The organism is Hymenobacter sublimis (genome assembly GCF_023101345.1).
GTDB lineage: Bacteria > Bacteroidota > Bacteroidia > Cytophagales > Hymenobacteraceae > Hymenobacter > Hymenobacter sublimis.
This window is the reverse complement of record NZ_CP095848.1, coordinates 4115537-4137603: the sequence shown is the minus strand read 5'-3', so window position 1 is coordinate 4137603 and position 22067 is coordinate 4115537. Positions and strand designations below refer to the sequence as shown.

The 22067-nt window shown below is 57.5% G+C and carries 21 protein-coding genes and 1 tRNA gene; 12 read left to right on the top strand and 10 right to left on the bottom strand.

Annotated features, from left to right (window positions below; genetic code table 11):
- Window positions 1–23: 23 nt before the first annotated feature.
- The 4 genes from MWH26_RS17330 to MWH26_RS17315 all read left to right on the top strand — a co-directional run bounded on the left by MWH26_RS17330 (window position 24) and on the right by MWH26_RS17315 (window position 2309).
- Window positions 24–464: a hypothetical protein gene (locus tag MWH26_RS17330; RefSeq protein ID WP_244698422.1), complete on the top strand. Its 441-nt coding sequence runs from the start codon at window positions 24–26 to the stop codon at window positions 462–464.
- Between the two features lie 529 nt (window positions 465–993).
- Window positions 994–1320, top strand: a complete 327-nt coding sequence (locus MWH26_RS17325; RefSeq protein WP_247975262.1) for a hypothetical protein — start codon at window positions 994–996, stop codon at window positions 1318–1320.
- A gap of 165 nt (window positions 1321–1485) precedes the next feature.
- The gene (locus MWH26_RS17320) at window positions 1486–1887 is read left to right on the top strand and encodes a nuclear transport factor 2 family protein (RefSeq protein WP_244698417.1); all 402 of its coding nucleotides are present in this window, start codon (window positions 1486–1488) and stop codon (window positions 1885–1887) included.
- Between the two features lie 158 nt (window positions 1888–2045).
- Window positions 2046–2309: a hypothetical protein gene (locus tag MWH26_RS17315; protein WP_247975261.1), complete on the top strand. Its 264-nt coding sequence runs from the start codon at window positions 2046–2048 to the stop codon at window positions 2307–2309.
- A 120-nt stretch (window positions 2310–2429) separates the two neighbouring features.
- Here the strand turns inward: MWH26_RS17315 and MWH26_RS17310 are convergent, their stop codons facing one another.
- The 5 genes from MWH26_RS17310 to MWH26_RS17290 all read right to left on the bottom strand — a co-directional run bounded on the left by MWH26_RS17310 (window position 2430) and on the right by MWH26_RS17290 (window position 8933).
- Entirely contained in the window at window positions 2430–3122 is a 693-nt protein-coding gene (locus MWH26_RS17310) for a haloacid dehalogenase type II (protein ID WP_247975260.1), read from the bottom strand.
- 213 nt (window positions 3123–3335) lie between these two features.
- Window positions 3336–3896 carry a glycosyl-4,4'-diaponeurosporenoate acyltransferase CrtO family protein gene (locus MWH26_RS17305; RefSeq protein ID WP_247975259.1) on the bottom strand — a complete coding sequence of 187 codons (561 nt, stop codon included), beginning with the start codon at window positions 3894–3896 and terminating at the stop codon, window positions 3336–3338.
- A 212-nt stretch (window positions 3897–4108) separates the two neighbouring features.
- Entirely contained in the window at window positions 4109–4711 is a 603-nt protein-coding gene (locus MWH26_RS17300; protein WP_247975258.1) for a hypothetical protein, read from the bottom strand.
- Window positions 4712–4931: 220 nt separating this feature from the next.
- The gene (locus tag MWH26_RS17295) at window positions 4932–5960 is read right to left on the bottom strand and encodes a hypothetical protein (RefSeq protein ID WP_247975257.1); all 1029 of its coding nucleotides are present in this window, start codon (window positions 5958–5960) and stop codon (window positions 4932–4934) included.
- Between the two features lie 591 nt (window positions 5961–6551).
- Window positions 6552–8933, bottom strand: coding sequence for a ribonucleoside-diphosphate reductase subunit alpha (locus tag MWH26_RS17290; RefSeq protein WP_247975256.1), 2382 nt, complete (start codon window positions 8931–8933; stop codon window positions 6552–6554).
- 565 nt (window positions 8934–9498) lie between these two features.
- Between MWH26_RS17290 and MWH26_RS17285 the strand changes: the two genes are divergently transcribed.
- Window positions 9499–9702 (top strand): GIY-YIG nuclease family protein, encoded by a 204-nt coding sequence (locus tag MWH26_RS17285; RefSeq protein WP_311136870.1) that lies wholly within the window; start codon window positions 9499–9501, stop codon window positions 9700–9702.
- Between the two features lie 200 nt (window positions 9703–9902).
- Here the strand turns inward: MWH26_RS17285 and MWH26_RS17280 are convergent, their stop codons facing one another.
- The gene (locus MWH26_RS17280) at window positions 9903–10865 is read right to left on the bottom strand and encodes a ribonucleoside-diphosphate reductase small subunit (RefSeq protein ID WP_244698387.1); all 963 of its coding nucleotides are present in this window, start codon (window positions 10863–10865) and stop codon (window positions 9903–9905) included.
- Between the two features lie 466 nt (window positions 10866–11331).
- Between MWH26_RS17280 and rplU the strand changes: the two genes are divergently transcribed.
- Both rplU and rpmA read left to right on the top strand, forming a co-directional pair.
- Entirely contained in the window at window positions 11332–11637 is a 306-nt protein-coding gene (gene rplU / locus MWH26_RS17275; protein ID WP_244698385.1) for a 50S ribosomal protein L21, read from the top strand.
- A 116-nt stretch (window positions 11638–11753) separates the two neighbouring features.
- Window positions 11754–12071 carry a 50S ribosomal protein L27 gene (gene rpmA / locus MWH26_RS17270; protein ID WP_244698374.1) on the top strand — a complete coding sequence of 106 codons (318 nt, stop codon included), beginning with the start codon at window positions 11754–11756 and terminating at the stop codon, window positions 12069–12071.
- Window positions 12072–12506: 435 nt separating this feature from the next.
- On the opposite strand, the gene MWH26_RS17265 is transcribed toward rpmA, so the two are convergent.
- Window positions 12507–12579: transfer RNA gene (locus MWH26_RS17265), tRNA-Met, on the bottom strand.
- Between the two features lie 221 nt (window positions 12580–12800).
- Here MWH26_RS17265 and MWH26_RS17260 point away from each other — a divergent pair.
- Window positions 12801–13961, top strand: coding sequence for an alpha/beta hydrolase (locus tag MWH26_RS17260; RefSeq protein WP_247975255.1), 1161 nt, complete (start codon window positions 12801–12803; stop codon window positions 13959–13961).
- A 159-nt stretch (window positions 13962–14120) separates the two neighbouring features.
- On the opposite strand, the gene MWH26_RS17255 is transcribed toward MWH26_RS17260, so the two are convergent.
- Window positions 14121–15983: a BamA/TamA family outer membrane protein gene (locus tag MWH26_RS17255; protein WP_247975254.1), complete on the bottom strand. Its 1863-nt coding sequence runs from the start codon at window positions 15981–15983 to the stop codon at window positions 14121–14123.
- Between the two features lie 297 nt (window positions 15984–16280).
- On the opposite strand from MWH26_RS17255, the gene hemW reads away from it, so the two are divergent.
- The 4 genes from hemW (at window position 16281) to MWH26_RS17235 (ending at window position 19826) form a co-directional block, all read left to right on the top strand.
- Window positions 16281–17414: a radical SAM family heme chaperone HemW gene (gene hemW / locus MWH26_RS17250; RefSeq protein WP_247975253.1), complete on the top strand. Its 1134-nt coding sequence runs from the start codon at window positions 16281–16283 to the stop codon at window positions 17412–17414.
- Window positions 17415–17597: 183 nt separating this feature from the next.
- The gene (locus tag MWH26_RS17245; RefSeq protein WP_244698364.1) at window positions 17598–18089 is read left to right on the top strand and encodes a hypothetical protein; all 492 of its coding nucleotides are present in this window, start codon (window positions 17598–17600) and stop codon (window positions 18087–18089) included.
- 114 nt (window positions 18090–18203) lie between these two features.
- On the top strand, window positions 18204–18872 hold the full coding sequence (locus tag MWH26_RS17240) for an alpha/beta fold hydrolase (RefSeq protein ID WP_247975252.1): 669 nt from the start codon (window positions 18204–18206) through the stop codon (window positions 18870–18872).
- Window positions 18873–19058: 186 nt separating this feature from the next.
- Entirely contained in the window at window positions 19059–19826 is a 768-nt protein-coding gene (locus MWH26_RS17235; protein ID WP_247975251.1) for a cyclase family protein, read from the top strand.
- Window positions 19827–20088: 262 nt separating this feature from the next.
- On the opposite strand, the gene MWH26_RS17230 is transcribed toward MWH26_RS17235, so the two are convergent.
- Both MWH26_RS17230 and galK read right to left on the bottom strand, forming a co-directional pair.
- Window positions 20089–20364, bottom strand: a complete 276-nt coding sequence (locus MWH26_RS17230; protein ID WP_244698351.1) for a hypothetical protein — start codon at window positions 20362–20364, stop codon at window positions 20089–20091.
- 439 nt (window positions 20365–20803) lie between these two features.
- Window positions 20804–21973 carry a galactokinase gene (gene galK, locus MWH26_RS17225; RefSeq protein WP_247975250.1) on the bottom strand — a complete coding sequence of 390 codons (1170 nt, stop codon included), beginning with the start codon at window positions 21971–21973 and terminating at the stop codon, window positions 20804–20806.
- Window positions 21974–22067 lie beyond the last annotated feature (94 nt).

Here is a 22067-nt window from a genome sequence, read left to right as displayed (position 1 = left end):
CGTAAAGGCGTACTTTAGGCCCAATGAAACCCACCGAGCAGCAGCCCTTGGTATATTTTGAGAATGCAGCGGGCCGCCTGCTAGAGGATCCGGCTGGTTTCATTCGGGCCAATTGGAGCGGCAGTACCTACGGCTTGGCCGATGTGCGCGGCTTGTTCACCCACATGATGCTGGGCTTGCAGCGGCGGGGCTGGAGCCGGATCCTAATCAACCAGCTTACCATGCGCCCGTTCACGCATCAGGAGCAGGAATGGATAGCGCAGAAATGGCTGCCGCAGGCCGTAAGTGAGGGCGGCTACCGCCACGGCGCCGTGGTAGTTTCGCCGGAAGTAATGGTGCGTCTGGCTACGGCTTACATCACCACCCAAAGCCAGAGCCTCGCCATCACCTACCGTTCTTTCGAAACCGACGCCGCCGCGCAAGCCTGGCTCTTGCAACAGCCCAGCTCCCCGCTGAAATATTAGCCTGACGAGCCTGGCCCCACGCCCCTAGCTAAATGCGCCAGCAAGCGAGAGGCCGTTCCAACCCCTGCACGTTGCCCCGCTGGAAGCACCAAATGGTATGTGTTGTAGCAATTATTGTAGAGAATAAATTAAATGCTACTTACTTGTGTCATAAGTCGTAGAAGTATTAAAATACGACACAGCGAAGGTGCATCCTGATTTTCCCCAGCTGGCTCTACCTGCCTACCCAAGGAAAGTGCGGGGAGTAGCGTGGCGTTAGTCAGCCTGGTGCTGTTGAAAGCCAGGTAATGATACTGAGACGCGGGTGAGGACGCCAGTGGCAAAAAGATTAAGTCTAGAAGCCGTGGAAGCCGATAGGTTAGGCTGGTAAAGTGCTGCTTGGTGAAGCCAGGCTTGCTTGAACTTGCGGTGGTAGCGCGCCGTACTGCTACCAGCTGGTTCTGCACTAGGCTTCTGCCGGGAGCAGAACCGTAGCCGGGCGGTGCCGCCCGTTGCCCTACCCTTTTCATTTAATGCCGCGTGCTGCTATATGCTCCGCTTCCTGTCGATTACTCTGCTAACCTTGAGCCTAGCCGCTGAGGCTGCCCAGGCCCAAAACCGGCCACCCGTGCAGTCTGTCCGGCGCCACCCTACTGAGCGCGTAAGCCCCGTGCCCGGTGTGACTCTGCCCGCCGGCGTGGGGCAAGACAAGGCCGAACCCGTTCCGGCCCCTACCCAGGTGCTGCCCAATCATCCGCTGCCGCTGCCCTCCGTGCCAAGCGGACAAGTAACCGTAGGCCCCCTCGACTCGGCCCAGGTGCAGCCCGCCCCACGCCGCCGCGCCACGCCTGCCCGCTCGCCGAAGCGCCGCCCCTAACTCTGGGGTGCAACTCCGGGAGTATAGGCAGTGGGTGGGGCTGCCGATAGGGTAGGAGCGCACTAGGGCGCTGGGCGGCGCGTGCGGGTTGGGCCAAGGCCGACAGTATCCTTTGCTTCCTTTATATTAGGCTTCCCTTACACTGCTTTCCCTATTGCCCCTCTCATGAACGAGCAACTTGACGTCATCAATTCGTATTTCGATCTGGTTCAAGCGTTCAACACCGACCCCGCCGCTTACGCCGCCGTGCTGCATCCGGAAGTAGAGCAAACGGAATATCCTAACCTGCTGTACCGCAGCATCCAACGCCGCTCCTTCACGGATATCCTCGACAACCTGCGCGCCGGCCGGGAGCTGCTCCGCGACCCGCAGTTTGAGGTGCAACGCACCCAAGTAACCCCCGACGGTAGCGTACTGGTAGAAGGCCTCTGGCAGGCTACCACCACCAGCGACATTGGCCCCCTCTTGCGCGGGCAGCGCCTGCTTGGGCAGCTATGCCTGATTTTCGAGTTCAAGGACGGGAAGATTTTCCGGCAGCGGCGCTACCCCTGCTACGAACTAGCATAGCCGTTGCGCCACTACCGGCAGCCTGCTCATTCGGCGGCAAGAATAGTTCTGCCGGGGCAATAAGCAGCTTATGTACGTGGCCTCATATTTGCCCGCGCTACTGCGCTGAAACTGGTTGCGCTGGTTTCAGGAGTTGTATTCTTTCTACTCTCTCCCACATGATGAAATCTTTTCTCGCTGCCGCCTTGCTCACCCTAGCGGCTCTGGCCCTTAGCCCTACCTCGGCCCAAGCCCAGGTCTCTATCAACATCGGCCGGCCCGCGCCCCAGTACGTGGTAGTGCATGAGGCCCGGCCCGTAAAGAAGTACAAGGCCCCCAAATACAAGAAAGGCACCGTTCTGCTCGTGCCCGCGGGGCCGGCCTACTACGCCCCCCGAGGCGGCCACGGGCACGGCCACGGCCGAGGCAAGGGGCGCCACTAAGCAGCAGGTGTTATAAGTAAAAAAGGCTTCCACGGGTTGTGGAGGCCTTTTTTATTGATGAACAAGTGGTAAAGCGGGGAGGCAATGAGTCATCAGGCCTTCATCAGCAGGAAGCTGTGGTTAGCCGATAATCTGGCGAGCCAGGGAGGGCAGATCTTTCCCTTGATAAGTGGGCGGCGTGGCTAGGGGGTAGAGGGTTTGGCCCGGGCGGGCGATAAAGCCACTGCGCAGTCCGGCGTCCTGGGCCCCGGCTACGTCCCAGCCGTGGGCGGCTATGAGCAGGGCCTCCGTGGGAGCTACGCCCAGGGTTTGCACGGCCGCTTGGTAGGTATGGAAGTGAGGTTTGTACAGCTCCACCGCCTCCACGCTCAGGCCTTGCTCGAAGTAGTGAATGATGCCGGCGTAGCGTAGTTGCGCATCCAGGGTTAGCTGGGGAGAGTTGGTGAAGGCCACCAGCCGAAAACCAGCATCGAGCAGCATTTGCAGGCCGCGGGGCACGTCGGGGTGGGCGGGCAGCTGGGTGAGCAGACCCACCAGCTCCTTTTTGGTGGTGGGCGAGAGGCGCTTTTCCTCCAGCATGTCGGCCGTCATGTCCAGGGCCGCTTCCGCAATGTGGCCGAAGGGGTGGTAGGTGCCCGTTACGGTATTTACCAGCGAGTAGTGCAGTAGCAGCCCAAACCACTGCTTGAAGGCGTGTTTATTGCCGAAGGCTTTCGGCACGGCCCGCTTGAGCTTGCCCATATCGAGCAAGGTTTCGTTCACGTCGAAGAGCAGCACCTTCGGCAGCGGGCGGTAAATGGACGTATCAGGCATAGAGAGTAGCAGCTAGAGCCGGCACGCGCCGGACTACCCGGTGGTACGCAGCCGCCCCCGCCGCGGCGGTACAGGATGATGGGGTTACGACTATTCCTACCCCACTCAATGCCCCGACCCTCACGCCTCAGCCGCTTCTCGGCGGCCCCGCCGCCCCTATTACCGGGCAAGCGCCCTCAATCAGTCCCACCCGGCCACCTCGCAACGGGCTACCTACCCCAATGGCTTGCCGGCCGAAGCGGCCAAGCGCAACCGCAGGTATTGTTGCAGCCAGATGGGGTACAGGTTATAGCCTATGTTGAGCACCGTCAGCAACCCGGTCCAGCCCCAGTAGCCCCGCGCGGCAGCATACGCACCGGCCCATAGAAAGACCAGCAGCGCCGCCACGTGAAACCGCTCCATGTGGTAGCTGCTGCCCACTAGTGCCGCCACCGACGGGCGGCCCCGTACCCGGCGGTACTGCGGATAGCGCCGCCGGATAAGCGCGTTAACTGCGGCGCCGTGCTGGGCCAGACGGTTAACCCAGGGCACACCTAACCGCCGATAAACGGCCGGCGACTTGCTCAACTGCCAGTACCGAAACCAGGCGCGGGGCACAACATACGCTAGCACACTCACCCCCAGTAGCCCGTACAGCCACGGCCGCGCCATGTGCTGGTAGCAGAACACCGTCAGCGGCCCCCAACTCAGCCCCGACCATACCACCGACGGCACGGCATTATAAAACGCCAGCCGGCCAGCCAGCGGAGCATCAGCGTTTCTGGGAGGTGCCATAGCAGCAAAGTACGCACCAACGCGCAGGTAGTAAAACCAGCCTCAACCACCCCAAGCGCCCGCGCTCCACCAGCTTCTTAGATGTACGAGAAATTCCCTGCACCAACGGCCCCAGCTAGGGCACTAATGGGGTGCGGTTTTACGCACAACATACTTCCATGAAGTTTAACCTACTCTATCGCTAGTCCAGTGTATGTGGCCTAGCGGGCTGGCTATTCTGCCTGCTTCAACGGCACGTTGGCGAAGGTGCCCGTAATAGTAATGTCGCACTTTCGCTTCGGGAAGGTGCTGTAGGCCACTGTTGGGTCGCCAGACCCAGTTAAGGTGGCGGTGTAGGTGCCGCTCAGGAGTTGCCGCTTGGCATCGTAGCTGCTGATGGTGAAGCTACCCGTAACGTGCTGCATGCTGCTGAAGTACAGAATGGTACCGCCGCCCAGGCTTTCGGGTTGGTCGTAATAGTAGCGCACATCCGCATGAAGCGTTTGGTCGCGGAGGGTTTTAAGGGTGTATGTGCCGGTAAGAGCGGCGGCTAGTTTCGTGCGGTCCAGCGCGAAGCCAATGCCCTCGGTACGGGTGATGGGCTCCACGCTTACCGATAAACTCTGGGTAGTCTGCGTGACATTGCCCTTCAGTTGTGGCGCCTGAAAGGTGGTATCCCGGTGTTGGCCGTTGTCCTGAAACACGATGGAGCGGCTATAAGTAACGGTGGGCTCCGGTATAGACTCGGGCGTTTCTTCCCGATCATCTTTATCACAGCCAGCGGTAAAGGCTAGCGTCAGGCTCAGTAATAGCGAGGGAGTAGCGTTGTATTTCATAAGGAATAGAGAAGTGTAAAAATGCTATACAGAAAACTGTGCCAGATTGAGCTGCTGGCTTTGTGACTCCTGCCGGAACAAAAAACGCCGCCCGGATTTATCCAAGCGGCGTGGTTTCGGTTTGCCACGTTGCGGCAGTGTAGGTATAACCTCCACCTCAAGGTTGGTCACGAGTTACGCTTTGCTAAACTAGCGCCAGATGGGTGCTTAAGAAACAGGTCTATGCTGCTACAGGTATAGGATCTGGTGGTGTTTCATCAGTACCCAGTTTGGATGCGACTACTTGTTTAAGGCGATTTTCCCATCCCCTCTTATGCTCAATGCGTGTATAGTCCTTTTCAGGTCTACTTAGTACTTCGGTTCTGCTCAGCTTGCTGAGCTCAGTCCAGTTTTCATACATGACATAGAGTGCGTTACCATAGTCAAGATTTTCAAAGACTGCTAAATCAGGTGCAAAACGAGCCCCAAAGTATTTCCTTACGCCACTTGCTCCTAGTATGATTTCTGGAGTCGGCTTAATACTGAATAGCAAATCGTAACGCTCCTGAATTTGTCTCTTGAGTTCTTCAGTCACCTTGCTGTATTTGCCCAAGATTCTCTCCAAGTCCTTGTCTCGTTCACCGGGAGGGAAAATTTCCCAAGCAACATTCAGCGTTTTGAGGTAATCAGCTACTGTTGCATTTGCAGCAAATACGCTGGCACTAAACACATCTGCACTATATGTTGCCTCCTGCAACACATTTAGATTAAAAAGCAAACTCTCTTCAAAGTCGGGAGCTGTCTTGTCCAATACCTCATCAACTGAAACAGTTATAGTGAACAGTTTCTCGCCGCCTTCATCAGTAGTATCCAGCAACTCAATAGCAACTGCTAGATGCCTAGGGTGCTTGAATTGCTTCTGATAAATGTGTCTTGTTTGATTAAGGGAAAAGCTACCTTTTGACCAATCGCCAAATATGGGCCTCTCACCCATGTAGATGGTCTTGTATACTTTAGGCAGGTCTTTCCTAACTATGGTCTTGCCTGCGGTATTCGCCTTTGCATAGCGCCCAATTGTTGGGTTTGGAACAAAGCTTGGCTCAAATACCAGAGCATTATTCTCAAAACCCAAACTTAGGTTTCTATACCTGCCACGTAGCAAATCTGCCTGGGTGACCTTCAAAACAGTAGCAACAATAACCTCATTTCCAGGAATGGCCGCTATTGTAGCCATAACCTGCTCAGGTATTTTATTTAAGTTCTTTCTCATTACGTTTTCAATGATTTGGATGTAAGCAAAAAGGAGCAGTCATCTTTCGATAACTGCTCCTTCCAGTAAGCCCTAAGACTCCTTTGTGACGCCTTTAAAAGGCTTACTATCGGCCTTCTGGTCCATAAACTGACCGTTGGGGCCTCGCTTAGTCCAAGTGTCATTGCTTGGGTTGTAAACTTGAGTGCGGTCTTTGACGGCACCAATGCGGAAATTCTGACCGGTGTTCCGAGCCATAACTGTTGTTTTGGGGATGTGACCAACAAAAAGAGCTGTTGGACCTATGCTCCATAGTGTAGATGATCCGGTAATGATTACTTTCGCATCCTTCTAAGAAACGTGGCATGGGGTGAAGAGCCCCATGAAACCGCCAAGTTTTACGTTTCTCCATAAAAGCGCCCACTATGAGGGCGCTTTTTGTTTTATGTCGATTGTGTTCCTTCGTGCAACAGACTTTAAAGAGTTATATAAACAAATATAACCTTTGTGCTCAACTATTTAGTACTGAAAACTGCATTTTTTCAAATAAAAAGCCGGTTTCTTATGTGAAACCGGCTTTTTATTTGAAAGCACTATGCTAAAATTATTGTCTTACGAACCGCAGGCCTCGCAAGCGTCTGGGTTATCCAGGGAGCAGGCCATGTCGGAGGCGTTCTGGGCCGATACGTTCAGCGGCTCCAGGGTCTCGGCGGCTTGCTTCTGCACCGTGAACTTGATGGCATCCACGGCGGCTTTGGTGCGCAGGTAGTACATGCCGGTTTTCAGGCCCTTCTTCCAGCTGTGGAAGTGCATGCTGGTGAGCTTGCCGAAGTTCACGTTCAGCACGTGCAGGTTCAGGCTCTGGCTCTGGCAGATGTAGGCGCCCCGGTCGGCCGACATATCAATGATGCGGCGCTGCGAAATCTCCCACACCGTCTTGTACAGGTCCTTGATGTTCTGCGGAATGTTCGGGATGTCCTGTACTGAGCCGTTGGCGGCAATGATGGCGTTCTTCATCTGGTCGTTCCACAAGCCTAGCTTCACCAGGTCCTTGAGCAGGTGCTTGTTCACCACCATGAACTCCCCGCTCAGCACGCGGCGCACATAGATGTTGGAGGTGTAGGGCTCAAACGACTCGTTGTTTCCCAGAATCTGGGCCGTGCTGGCCGTGGGCATGGGGGCTACCAGCAGAGAGTTGCGCACGCCGTGCTCCATTACCTGGGCGCGCAGCGTTTCCCAATCCCAGCGGCCCGACTCCGGCGTTATGCCCCACAGATCGAACTGGAACTGGCCCTTGCTCAGGGGCGAGCCGGGGAAGGTCTCGTAGTGCCCGTCGCGGATGGCCAGGTCCTTGGAGGCCGTCATGGCCGCGAAGTAGATGGTTTCGAAGATGTCCTTGTTCAGGCCGCTGGCTTCGTCGCTCTCGAAGGGCATGCGCAGGGCAATGAACGTATCGGCGAGGCCCTGCACGCCCAGTCCGATGGGGCGGTGGCGGCGGTTGCTGCGTTCGGCTTCGGCTACGGGGTAGTAGTTGATGTCGATGACCTTGTTCAGGTTCATCGTGGCGTGGTAGGTTACCTCATAGAGCTTCTGGTGGTCGAAGATGAGGTTGCCGGCCTCGTCGGGGCGCACGTAGCGGGGTAGGGCCAGGGAGGCCAGGTTGCACACCGCTACCTCGTCCTTGTCGGTGTACTCCATAATCTCGGTGCAGAGGTTGGAGCTCTTGATGGTACCGAGGTTTTTCTGGTTGCTCTTGTTATTGGCGGCGTCCTTGAACAGCATGTAGGGCGTGCCGGTCTCGGTCTGGCTTTCCAGAATGGCAAACCACAGGTCCTGGGCCTTGATGGTTTTGCGGCCGCGGCCTTCACGCTCATACTTCTGGTAGAGGCGCTCAAACTCCTCGCCGTAGCACTCATCGAGGCCGGGGCACTCGTTGGGGCACATCAGGGTCCAGTCGCCGTTGGCTTCCACGCGCTTCATGAACAGGTCGGGCGTCCAGAGGGCGTAGAACAGGTCGCGGGCGCGCATCTCCTCCTTGCCGTGGTTCTTTTTCAGGTCCAGGAAGTCGAAGATGTCGGCGTGCCAGGGCTCCAGGTAAATAGCGAAAGCGCCTTTGCGCTTGCCGCCGCCCTGGTCCACGTAGCGGGCCGTGTCGTTGAACACCTTCAGCATGGGCGTCAGGCCGTTGGAGGTGCCGTTGGTGCCCTTGATGTAGGAACCCGTGGCACGCACGTTGTGCACAGCCAGGCCAATACCGCCGGCGCTCTGCGAAATCAGGGCGCAGTTCTTCAGCGTGTCGTAGATGCCCTCAATGGAGTCATCCTTCATCGTGAGCAGGAAGCAGGAGCTGAGCTGGGGCTTGGGCGTGCCGGCGTTGAAGAGGGTAGGGGTGGCATGCGTAAACCACCGCTCCGACATCAGGTTGTAGGTCTCGATGGCAGCGGCAATGTCCTCCTTGTGAATGCCCACGGCCACGCGCATCAGCATGTGCTGGGGCCGCTCCACCACCCGGCCATCCAAACGCAGCAAATAGCTCCGCTCCAGGGTCTTGAAGCCGAAGTAATCGTAGTTATAGTCCCGGTCGTAGATGATGGCCGAGTCAAGGGTAGCGGCGTGGGCGTGCACGATTTCCCACACGTCCTGGGCAATCAGGGAGGCGTTTTCGCCCGTCTTGGGGTCCTCGTAGGTGTGCAGCCGCTTCATGGTGCTGCTAAACGACTTGCTGGTGACCTTGTGCAGGTTGCTCACGGCAATGCGCGCGGCCAGAATGGCGTAGTCGGGGTGCTTGGTGGTGAGCGAGGCGGCGGTTTCGGCCGCCAGGTTGTCCAGCTCAATCGTGGTTACGCCGTCGTAAATGCCGTCGATAACCTTCTTGGCCACCTCAATCGGGGAGATGAAATTCTGGTTGAGCCCGTAGCAGAGCTTCTCGATGCGGGCCGTTACTTTATCGAATTTCACGGACTCGCGGCGGCCGTCGCGTTTGATTACCAACATAGGCGTAGCAGGTAGATGAGTGTTGGAGTAGGGAAAAGACCGGTGCAGGCCGGCCGAAGCTGTCGAGGTGAAAAGCGGAGCGTTGCCGGGCTAGTAAGCCAGGTCAACGGTTCCGAATATATCCGTCTCGTAATCTCAGGACAAACCTTCTTTTCAGAAGTTTTCCACATAAGCCTAAAACGGTGCTACTCAGGCCGTTTTTCTATGTTTACGCCGGGGTATAAAGCTGGCTAAAATGGTTAGAAATTAGGTTGCGGATTTCGGGGAGAAGTGGTATTGTCGGTGAGGGACGGGGTAGCCTCCAATCACGCACTACCCAATACAAGCACGTCATCCTGACGCAGGAAGGATCTTATCACGCTTGAACAGATTGCACCAGAACAGTTCTAGTATACTTGCTCTGGGCTAGTCGCTCAAGCATGATAAGATTCTTCCTGCGTCAGGATGACGTGCTTATTTTAAGCTATCGATTCAAATTGTTCTCTGTGCTCTACTACGTCTACATCACTACTAACCAGGCCGAAACGTTCTGTACATTGGCGTGACTAATAATTTGTCTGCTCGCATGGCGCAGCATTATGAGAACAGTGGTACCCCGCAAACCTTCGTGGGCCGCTACTATTGCTGCTACCTTGTCTATTTCGGAAAATACCCCAGCAACGCGGCGGCTATTGCCCGCGAGAAAGAACTGAAAGGCTGGCGCCGGGCAAAGAAGGAAGCGCTAATAGCTACTCAGAACCCAAAGTGGGAGTTTCTGGTAGCCGGTTAAGGACTTAGAGGAAGGCCCCCAAAGCACGTCATCCTGAGCGTGCGAAGGATCTTATCACGTTAGCACGAGTCGTTATTACGATTATCGTTCCTACGTGATTAGATCCTTCGCACGCTCAGGATGACGTACTTTGGGGGAGGTTTATGCCAGGCTGATTTGGATCAGCCGGTAATCAACCTACCACTGCCTGGCCTTACCGATTAAAAATCCTCGTCGAGAGAGAAGGCATTGGAAGTCCGCTCGCTCAGCACGCCGGCCTTCTGGTACTCGCCTACCCGCTTCTCGAAGAAGTTGGTTTTGCCCTGCAGCGAAATCATTTCCATGAAGTCGAAGGGGTTGGTAGCGCCGTAAATCTTGCTGTAGCCCAGAGAGTCAAGCAGGCGGTCGGCCACAAACTCAATATACTGGCTCATGAGCTGGGCGTTCATCCCAATCAGGTTCACGGGTAGGGCATCCGTCACGAACTCCTGCTCAATCTGCACGGCGTCCCGGATGATTTCGTGCACCCGCGACTCGGGTAGCTTGTTCTGCAGGTGGTCTTTGTAAAGCAGGCAGGCAAAGTCACAGTGCAGGCCTTCGTCGCGGGAAATCAGCTCGTTGCTGAAGGTCAGGCCGGGCATCAGGCCCCGCTTCTTGAGCCAGAAGATGGAGCAGAACGAGCCGGAGAAGAAGATGCCCTCCACGGCGGCAAAGGCAATCAGGCGCTCGGTGAAGTTCTCGGAGTTAATCCATTTAATGGCCCACTCACCCTTCTTCTTCACGCAGGGCACGGTTTCCAGGGCGTTGAAGAGGTGGTCTTTCTGCTTGGGGTCTTTAATGTAGGTGTCAATCAGCAGGGAGTAGGTTTCCGAGTGAATGTTTTCCATCATCACCTGAAAGCCATAGAAGCAGCGGGCCTCGGCCATCTGCACTTCCTGCATGAAGTTCACGGCCAGGTTTTCGTTTACGATGCCATCGGAGGCGGCGAAGAAGGCCAGTACGTGCGAAATGAAGTGCCGCTCGCCGTCGTTTAGGTTTTCCCAGTCTTTCTGGTCCTGGCCCAAATCAATTTCCTCGGCCGTCCAGAAAGAGGCCTCGGCCTTCTTGTACATCTGCCATACATCATCGTGCTGAATGGGGAAGAGGACGAAGCGGTTGGGGTTCTCGGTGAGCAGAGGTTCCATGGCAACAGGAAGTAGAATGGATAAATGGGTGCCAGACGAGCCGTCTGGGCAAGTGAGGTGCTAACTCCTGCCGCGCCGGTTTGTTTCGGGTAGTACGGGTAGGCGGCTAGCGAGTCAGGATGCCAAAGATAAACCTCACTTCCGGGAAGGAAGGTGGCGTTTAGGCATTTTTTGTATGTTAATTTTTGCGTATGCCACTAAGCTGCTGTCTGTTGCAAAGCCTCTGAAATTCATGGAATAAGGTTCGTACGGAAGGACCGTTGCCAAGAAGTTATCCACATTTGGCTTGTGGACAATTATAGTTATCCACAAAATTCTATTCGCGTACCCGCCAGCGCGTTCCTGCATAAGAGAAGGTAAGGCTGCTATTCTGCGGGGGCAATGAGGTTTAGTGAGTTAGGGTTTGGATTTGTAAAACCATCCTTCTACTTTTGCCTTCCATTTTTCAGAAACCGCGAAGACGCCGATGTACGCAATTGTCAACATAGCCGGGAAGCAGACCAAGGTCGAAGCCAATAAATTTGTATACGCCCACCGTTTGGCTGGCAACGTCGGCGACACTGTGGAGCTGGGCAAAGCCCTGCTGACCGATGATAACGGAACCCTCACCATTGGCGCCCCTGAGCTGGACGTGACCGTAAGCGGCACCATCCTGGCTCACGTGAAGGGCGACAAAGTGTTGGTATTTAAGAAGAAGCGCCGCAAGGGCTACAAGAAGCTGAACGGTCACCGTCAGCAGTTCACCAAAGTAATGATCAACAGCATCGGCTAGTTTACTTGAGCTGTGAGCTGATGGCAATTAGCTGTTAGCTTTCGGTTTGACTGGCTTGCTCTTTTACACAAAAAAGCTAACAGCCACCAGCTAGTAGCTAAAAGCTAAATAATACCATGGCACACAAGAAAGGCGTAGGTAGCTCCAACAACGGCCGCGAATCAGAAGCAAAGCGTCTGGGCGTGAAAATCTTCGGCGGGCAAAGCATCATTGCCGGCAACATCATCGTGCGTCAGCGCGGCACCAAGCACCACCCCGGCCAGAACGTAGGTATCGGTAAAGACCACACCCTGTTCGCTATGATCGACGGTACGGTGCAGTTCCGCAAGGGCCGCAAGGACCGTTCGTTTGTATCGGTACTGCCTGGTGTTGCTGAAGCCGCTGAGGTACACACATCGGCTCCAGCTTCGGCTGAAGCGCACGACAACGCGTAACTTTCGGGATTAACTCGGAATTTTGAGCGAAGGGGACTGTCCGCAAGGGCTGTCCCTTTTTGCATTGTGCTAGCTGCAATCAAGAGCCACCCCAAGGAGTATAGGCTAAACCAACCCTGAGTAAGTTGCAGATTACTACCCCCCCACTAGCAGGGTAAGAACACTACCTGTGCGAGCTTCTCACGCTCAAGTAGGTGCGCCAAGCGGAACAGTACGTTCTATGAGTCCAACCGGCAGAAAACTCCAGGCGTCTAGAATTGCGTGACGGCGGAGTAGTTGAACTAAGAATGCAGCGGCTGTGACTACGGTAGCGTTAACAGGCAATGCCTGTAGTGCAGCTCCGTATAGGTTCAAGAGGCAAATGGCCGCTCCGGTTACAGGTACGGACAAAAAGAAGCGTCCCGGCTGCCGTGGTGGCAACCGGGACGCTGTAGGTAGCGGGGACTGGACTCGAACCAGTGACCTTTGGGTTATGAGCCCAACGAGCTACCAACTGCTCCACCCCGCACTGTTTGGTAATACAAATGTACTAGGGTTTTTCGGATATGCCAGCCCAGGAAGTAGAATTAACCCTAATGCCGCTTCTTATAGTTGATAATCAGGGAGAAAAATTTATTTGGTAAGGCGACGAGTTCCTGTGTAGGTACAGAATTTAGGCATATTCAACACTTCGTAGTAGCTCTACCGTACGGGTATCTGTTTCGTTCTACTTTCTCTTACCCTAATACTATGGCTCTTTTGTCATTACTCCCCTCCCTGCGGTGGGTGGCTCCGGTAGTAGCCGCCAGCGTTGCACTCGCGTCTTGCAATTCCTCCCAAACCTCTGAGTCAACCAATGCCGCCGCCACGGCCACTGACTCGATGAGTACCGCTCCGGCTACCGCCAACCCAGCTACAGCCGGGCCGCAGCCAGTGAAGCCTACGGGGCCGAAACCCGCGTGGGGGCCCACTATTGCGCCAGAAATGCAGGCTGTTATTGAAACGTTGGCTAGCCTCGGTGGAAAGCCTATCGAAACCTTATCGGCCCAGGAAGCCCGGCAGCAGCCTACCCCCGCTGATGCGGTAATGAAGCTGATGCGCGACAACAATATGCCGACGCCGCCCGTTACGGCCGACACGATGAGCCGGATGGTGATGCCGGGAGTGAAAGTGCGCATTTATACCCCCCGCAATGCCAGCGGTACATTGCCGGTGGTGGTGTACTACCACGGCGGCGGCTGGGTAATTGCCAACCTCGATACTTACGATGCTTCCGTGCGGGGTCTCGTGGAAAAAACTGGCGCCATCTTCGTATCAGTAGCGTATCGGCAAGGGCCGGAGCATAAGTATCCCACTGCCCACAACGATTCCTTTGCGGCCTACCAGTGGGTGCTGAAAAATGCTGCCTCTTTCAAAGGCGACCCACAGAAGGTGGCCGTAGTGGGCGAAAGCGCCGGTGGCAACCTGGCCGCGACCGTGAGTATGATGGCTCGCGACAAGAAAGTAATGCTGCCCAAGCATGAAGTGCTGGTGTACCCCATTGCTGGCTACGACCTAAACACGCCTTCTTACCAGAAATATGCCCAGGCTAAGCCGCTGAACAAGCCCATGATGGCGTGGTTCTTTGAGAACTACCTGCGCGGAGCCGCCGACGGCAAGAGCCCCATGATTTCGCTGGTGAATGCTAATTTGAAGGGTCTGCCACCTACCACCATTATTACAGCCGAAATCGACCCGCTGATGAGCGATGGTAGCATGCTGGCTGATAAGATGAAGGCGGCGGGCGTACCCACTAAATACCAGAACTACGATGGCGTGACCCACGAGTTCTTTGGAATGGCTGCCGTAGTGCCCCAAGCGGGCCAGGCCCAGGATATGGCCGCCGCGGAACTAAAGAAAGCTCTGCAATAGGCAGGTAGCTTTAGAAATAAAAAGGCCCTTCGCTGCACGTAGTGAAGGGCCTTTTTATTTCATATAAATTTAGATCGGGCTCCACACGTTACTTGCTAAAGACCCCCCAATTTATTCTGCTCTAATTGATAAAGAGCTTGAATTGTTATAGTTAGCAGCTTAGAAACGACTGGTAATGCCGAAATGGATCTTGCCAGAGTTTAGGGCGAAGCGCTGCTGCCGGTCGCGGCCGAGGGCGTATACGAACTGAAACTGGCCGGCCCCTGTGCGGAAGCTCAGGCCGGCCCCAAGGCCCGTGGGCGTATCGTGGGGTAGGCGGGTAGCGGGTAAGTCGCGGCGCAGGTAGGCTTGGTCCACGAACAGAAACACGTAGGCATCGGGGCCGGTGAATTGGCGGAACTCGGCGGTACCCACCGCGTACTGACTGGCGTAATAGTTCAGCTCGTTGAAGCCCCGCAAGGTTGCCAGCCCGCCCAGCCTGAATAAGTCGTTGAGGAACAGGCGCTGGTTGACGAGGGCCTCACCCCGCAGGCGGGTCAGCAGCACGCCGCCCTGCCCCACCCGGAAGTATCGCTCAACCCGCAGGCCGAGGCTTACCTGAGTGGAGCGCAGGGCCAACCCCGCATACAGGGCCTCATTAACATCAGGATTTTTGCTGATGCGCTTGGTACCGATGGAGGCCTGTCCGCTGGCTAGCAACCCGCGCCGCGGGAAATAAGGGTCGTCGAGGGTATTCCAGGAGTAGTCGAGGCCGTAAGAGGTGAAGCGGGAATCGATGTTTTCGGGTAATACCGTGGCCCGTTTGAGGGTAGTGTCAATCAGGCGGGAGCTACGCCACTCCACGAAAAAGGCGAGGCGGCCGGCCTGGGCCATGGGGTATACCAGCTGTAGGCGCGGCCGGGCCGTCAGGAACAAGTCGTTCTGCTTAAGTAAGTTAAACGAGCCGTTTAGCTCCAGAGGCGTGCCGAAGAAAGCAGGATGCACGTACTGCGCATCCAGCAGCTGGGAGCTGGCATCGAGCTTGCGCCACTGCACGCCTACCCCCTTACCGCCCCCGCCAATGTTGCGCAGGTTAATGGTTACGTCGCCGGTAACCTGGATGCGCTTCTGACCAATGCCGGGGTTGGGGTTCGGCAATACTCCCACAATGGCGTCAAATTGGTTGGCAGTCCGGTCTTCGAGCAGGAAAAAGACCCGCGCCCGCCCGCGGGCAAACCGCACCTCGGGCTCGGCTTTCAGGCGCAGATAGGACAGCTGGCGTAGGCGGCGGGCGGCCTCCTGGATGCGCTGCTGGCTGAAAGGCTGGTTGGGCTCAATCTGCAGGTATTTGGTTAGGAAGCGGGCGCGGGTTTTGTTTTTGCCCACAATCTGCAGGGAGTCGAACACGATGGCAGGGCCGCGCCGCAGCACTACCCGGCCTTCCACATCAGCGCCCCGCAGGGCCACCGAGTCGAGGCCGATGGTGGCAAAGGGGTAGCCCTGGTTTTCCGCCTCGTGCAGTACGTTTTCCTGAAGTTTGGCCCACTCCTGAGGCCGTAGCGGTTGCTCGTAAAATAGCTTCTCGCGGTAGCCGGCTCGGGTCAGGAGTCCGTCGCCGAGGTTGCCGTTGCGCAGGCGGGCCCAGCGGAATTTCTCGCCCACGTACAGCTGCACGCGCAGCGTATCGTGGTGCCAGCGCAGTTCATCGGCCGAGGCCGTCAGGTAGGAGTTGGCCTGCAGGGCTAGCACCAGGGTGCGCACCTCGCGCAGGGCGGCCAGCGAATCGGGAAGGGCGGAGCGGTAGCGGTAGGGGCGCACCACGGGGCGGTCGGCGGCTTCTACTGCCAGTTGCAGCACCACGGGCCGGGCCGGGCGGAGCGGGGCCGGGGTAGCGCGCCGGCCAGAATCGGGGAGCAGGGCCGGCGGCGCGGCTTGCAGAGGGGGCGCGGCCGGATTGAGCGGGGCCGTCTGCTGAGCCCACGCAGCCGCACCCGACCCGAGAGCCAGCAGTAGCAGCCAGAAAACCAAGACGCGGGCGTACATTTGCAGTCAGAAACGCGAAACGCCGCGTTTAATTTCCCGAAAGTACGGTAGCCCCGGGGTTAGTTCCGAAGGCTCCCATTTCCCACGGGTTTTCAGCGGCTTTCTGCTTTGCGCCACTATTGAGTCAGCCTATTGGGGTAGCAGCCTAGGTAGCATACGGCAAAGGCTGCCGCGCCGGAATGGAACGCGCGCCGGCTGGCATCCTGTTTTCACCTCACCGCCCTCTTCCTCGGCCTGCCCGGCACTACCGTTAAGGGTAGGGAGGTAGCCGCCGCTGGTGGGTTTCGTTTCTCATTCATGTCTGGTCTGTACCTTCATATACCGTTCTGCAAGCAAGCCTGCCACTACTGCGACTTCCATTTCAGTACGTCCATGGCCCTGAAAAGCCGCTTGGTGGAAGCCCTGACGCGGGAGCTGGCGTTGCGGCAGGACTACCTCGGGCCGGCGGCCGAACTCACAACTATTTACTTTGGTGGCGGTACTCCTTCTCTGCTGACGGCGGCTGAGCTAGACACGATTTTCGGGGCTATTCACCAGCATTTCCGGGTGGCTTCCGATGCGGAAATTACCCTGGAGGCCAACCCCGACGACCTGACCCTGGCCAAGGTGCGGGAGTTGGCGGCCTCCCCCGTGAACCGCCTGAGCATTGGCCTGCAAAGCTTCCACGAGCCCCACCTGCGCCTCATGAACCGGGCTCATTCGGCCCAGGAGTCGAGGGCGGGCGTGCTGCGGGCCCAGGATGCGGGCTTCGAAAACATTTCCGTGGATTTGATTTACGGGGTGCCCGCGCCTACCCATGCGCTGTGGGAAGCGGATATGGCGGCGGCCTTTGCCCTGAACGTGCCCCATCTGTCTTGCTACGCCCTTACCATTGAGCCCGATACGGTGTTCGGGCGGCAGTTGAAGAAGGGCAAGTTCGCGGCCCCCCCTGATGAGTTCGTGGCCCGGCAATTTGAAATGCTGCTTCTGGAAATGGCGCGCTATGGCTACCAACAGTACGAAATCAGCAACTTCTGCCGGCCCGGCCGCGAGTCGCGCCACAACTCGGCCTACTGGCGCGGGGTGCCCTACCTGGGGCTGGGCCCGAGCGCCCACTCCTTCAACGGCTACAGCCGGCAGTACACGGTAGCTAATAATCCGCAGTACGTGGCGGCGGTGCTGGAACGAGGGGAGGTGCCCGCCACCGTAGAAACGCTCAGCCCCCAGGACCGCGCCAACGAGTACCTGATGACCAGCCTGCGCACAGCCCGGGGCTGCGACCTAGGCCACCTGCGCGACGACCTTGGCGTGGATGTGCTAACCCAACGCGCCGGCTACTTGCAGGAGTTGCAGGTCACTGGCCTCGCCACCCTAACCGGCACCGTACTGCGCCTGACCGATGCTGGTAAGCTCCTAGCCGACCACATTACCCTGGAGCTATTTCAGGGGTAGGGCTGCCCCGGGTCGCATGAGGAAAGTGAGGAAGTAGCCGCGCCAGTGATACACTCCGGCCGGAAATCTGCTAATTTCCCGGCCTGCCCACTCTTTTTACAGTGACTGGTTTGCCGCCGTCCGCTGCAGCCGCGGTGCTGTTTGCTGCCGGGCCGGCGGCTGCCTTTGCTTAACTTCGTGATTATGAGAAGACTGATTGATGCCCTGGCCGACGACACGGATTTTTTTATCGAACAGGTGCAGATAACAGCCATTGTGTTCGATAACTCCGACGACGTTACTATCTGGGCTACCACTTACTTCGACCAGGAATCCCACTTTTTCCATTTGGGCCTGCCTTTCCAGCAGCTCGACCTGTTGCTGCGCCTAGCTGGCGCCCGGGCCGAGGCCTTGCAGGAAGACGTAGCCGATGCCCTGGCTACCGTGCACGAGTGGCCCTGCCTGCTGGAATACACCACCGACGCCGACCCGCCCGTGCCCCTGCCCAACGTGGCCCTGAAGCTCTCCTGCACCTACCCCGCCGATGAGCCCTACGAGGAGGGCGAGGAAGGCGAAGAGGAAGAAACCTTCGACATCAGCATGGACGCCGAGAGTGAGGAAGCCGCCGAATACGAAGCCGGTCAGCCCCACAACATCTTTTACCTGGAAGGCGTGTTCCTGCGCGTGGAGCCGTAAAGGTGAAATAGTGAACTGGTGAGATGGTGAGTTTACCGTTTTATCTGCCCATACACGCGCCTTCTGAACGGCAAACTCACCATCTCACCATCTCACCATCCCACCACTCCCCATATGTTCTACCTTTTGCCCGGGCTGGGGGCCGATGAGCGGGTGTTCCGGAATCTGCTACCGCTCTTGCACGGGCCGGCGCAGGTGCTGCTCTGGCCCACGCCGGAACCCGACGAAACCCTACCCCACTACGCGGCCCGCATGGCGGCCCGTATTCCGCTGGAAGCGGAGGGGCTGTTGGTGGGAGTTTCCTTTGGTGGGGTAGTAGGTCTAGAAATCAACCGATTGCGGCCCCGGTTGCGTACCGTGCTGATCAGCAGCATTCCCGATGCTAGCTGCCTGCCCCCGCTGCTGCGCCTAATTCGGGCAACGCGGGTGTACCGGCTGTTTCCGCCGCAGTGGCTGAAGCTGTTTCCACGGGCCGGACAGTGGTATTTTGGCGTGAGAAATGGAGAAGAGTACCGCCTGTTCAAGCAAATTCTGCGCGACATGGAGCCCGTGTACACCCGCTGGGCCATTCACCGCCTCCTGCACTGGGACAGTACCCACGTTGGGCGCAGCGTCCAAATCCTGGGCACTCACGACCGGGTGTTTCCGCCCGGCCCTACCCCCGTGGAGTACCTGATTCGCGGCGGCGGACACTTCATGGTGCTTAGTCACGCCGAAGAAATCAGCCGCATCCTGAACCGGTTGCTGGAGGAAAACAGGGGAGCAAGTGTGCCCGTCGGCTGAGTTTCGCCCATTTCACTTGGCCCGCTGACGGTAGCTGAAAGCAGCCTCCCGCTGTCATGCCGAGTGCAGCAAGGAACCTGAGCCAAGCAGGTCGAATGATTCCCTAGATGCCTCGCTACACTCGGAACGACAGCGGGAGGTGGCCGGCTCTTGCCTGCATTTCTGTTCACTTTATTACGTTCCTTCATGCTAGCCACCTATTCTTACCAGGGCCGCTCGTTCGCCTTCGATCCGGCCGCGCCCCTGGATATTTCCCTGCCGCTGGCTCCGGGGGAGCAGCAGGTAAACTGCTTCTGGGCCGAGCCGGTAGCGTTTGATGTAATTCGGGTTGGGAATTTCGTGGGCAGCGTGGCCGAAGGAGGCAGCACCAACTACAAGCGGGTGCACCTCACGCCCCACGGCAACGGCACGCACACGGAGTGCTACGGCCATATTTCCCCTGACCCCCGCGCCACGCTGAACCGTTGCCTGCGCCGCTTTCTGTTCGTAGCCCGGCTAGTATCGGTGCAGCCCCGCCCCCAGGCCAACGGCGACGAGGTAGTGCTGCTGGAAGATGTGCGCCGGGAGCTGGAGGGCGGGCCCGATGCCGCTGTACGTCCCGAAGCCCTGATTCTGCGCACCCTGCCCAACCACAAAAGCAAGCGTACCCGCCACTACTCTGGCACCAACCCCACTTACCTGGAGCCCGCCCTGGCTCACTACCTGGCCGGACACCACATCGAGCACCTGCTCCTAGATTTGCCCAGCGTGGACCGGGAAGAAGACGGCGGACAACTTCTGGCCCACCACGCCTTTTGGCAGTACCCCCACGCCACGCGCCAGGCAGCCACCATCACAGAACTGATTTTTGTGCCCGACGAGCTGGAAGACGGACTGTATCTGTTGAATCTGCAAGTCACGAGCTTGGAGCTAGATGCCAGCCCCAGCAAACCCATTCTCTACGCCCTGCGCTAGGGTAGATGGGCAGTGAAAGAACAGTAACAGCTTTTGATTCCAAGAAGGCCGTCATGCAGAGCGCAGCGAAGTATCTGGCGTGCTCAGGTTGCTAGGCTACCCCAACGATTCGAGCGAGATGCTTTGCTGCGCTCTGCATGACGGCCTTTCAATGTACTCGTTCGTCTATACAGCCTACCCTAGCTATTTACAAGCACTTCATAAACGTAAAACGGCTCCTGCTGAGGTAGCAGGAGCCGTTTTACGTTTTGAACAACAAAGGTTAGTTCAGCCACACGGTTAGCAGCATTTCAAAGCGGTGCGGGCCGTAGGCGTTGTAATAAGGAGCTTCGCCCTCAAAGCCGAGCACGTGCACCAGCGGTATGCCTTCCGTACGCGAGTCAACTACGCGCACGGGGTAGAGGCGGCCTTCTTCGGGCCAGTCGCCAACGTGGTTGTAGGGGCGTTGGCCGGCATCAATGCAGCGGGCGTAATCAATGAAGGGCGCGTGACGCGTGGCTTCCGCCAGCGTTAGGTTGGCAACTTCGTACTTAGGCATAGATAAGTCAGTCTACGAAAAAACGGCCCCTAGGCAGCGTCAATTACGGGGTAACTGCCTGGGCTATTTAATGATAAGAGCTGCAACAACCAGCTCATGTGCCCTCAAAGGTACGGGCTCCGAGCGAGTTCCGCTACCAGTGTGGGGTTGTCTATCCAACGCCTACCACCCGCGGATTGTTCTGTGACGGGGCTGAAATACGGCGCCGGGCCGCAGAACCTTGCCATCATCCAAAAAGCTCTTTGATGAACTCAAAAAAGCAGGAGCAGACCCGGGGATTAGGCGATGAAAAACCGCTCCAAAAAAAGAAACGGTTCTGACTTTTTTAAGTTTGGGAGCTATTGTTCAGGTTATTAGCGTACAGAAACAGCTTCGATGAGAAGCGGGTAGCAAGCAGCTTGATTTTTGTCGGCAAGTCTGCTGTATGAGCTATCGGAGCCTACGATTCTACTACTGGTTCAAGGGCGCTAACTCCCGCCACGATGGTGGCCGTGTACGTTTCCAGGGGTAGGCCCAACTGCTGTTGATAAGCGGCGGTTTGGTGGGCAATGAACTGCTCTACCTGGTCCGGGGCTACCAGGTTGATGGTGCAGCCGCCGAAGCCACCGCCCATCATGCGGGCCCCGAACACGCCCGGCGCCTGCTGGGCCGCGGCCACCAGCACGTCCAGCTCGCGGCAGCTTACCTGGTAATCGTCGCGCAGCCCGGCGTGAGAGGCGTACATTTGCTGGCCGAAGGCGCGCAGGTCGCCGGCCAGTAAGTGCTGGCAGGCTGCTTCTACCCGTAGGTTTTCATCTACTACGTAGCGGCAGCGCCGGTACACCACGTCGCCCAACGCAGCCCGGTGGGTTTGCACGTGCGCTAGCGTGGCATCGCGCAGGCTCTGCAGCTGGGGGTAGTGCTCCCGCAGTACGGCCACGCCCTGCTCGCACTCCTGGCGGCGGGTGTTGTACTCGGAGCTGGCCAACGAGTGCTTCACGCCGGAGTTGCAGAGCACAACCTGGGCCGCGCGGGTGTCGAAGGGGAAGTATTCGTAGTCCAGGGAGCGGCAGTCCAGGCGCACTACCTGCCCGTCTTGGCCGAACAAGCTAGCAAACTGGTCCATCAGCCCACACTGCACCAGGGCAAATTCGTGCTCGGCTTTCTGGGCCATGTGCGCCAGCGTCATCCGGTCCAGGTGGGTGTGCAGCAGCGTGTTCAGGGCAAAGGCCAGCCCGCACTCCACCGCCGCCGACGAGGACATGCCCGCCCCCATCGGAATAGTGCCCCCAAATACGCAGTCAAAGCCGGGCACATCAACGCCCCGCTTCTGAAATTGTGCCACTACGCCTAGCAGGTAGTTGGCCCAGGGCGTATTGCTGCGCTGCACGTTGGCCGCCGCCACCGAAAACGTCTTCTGCAAATCGTGGGCTACCAGCCGGATGGTATCAGTCTGGTTGAGCCCCACGGCAAAGCAAATTTCCTTGTCAACGGCCGCCGGCAGCACGTAGCCCGCGTTGTAGTCGGTGTGCTCCCCAATCAGGTTTACCCGACCAGGCGCGCGCACCAGCAGCGGCTCGTGCTGAAAATTTTGACGGAAAGAAGCGGCAATGGCGGAGGCTAAGAGCATGACGAAGAACAGCTTAAGTAGAAGTTCGGAGAAACATAGGCGTCGGCTGCCGGCAACGTGGCGGCGCGACGTAGGGTAGTGGTACGAGAGATAG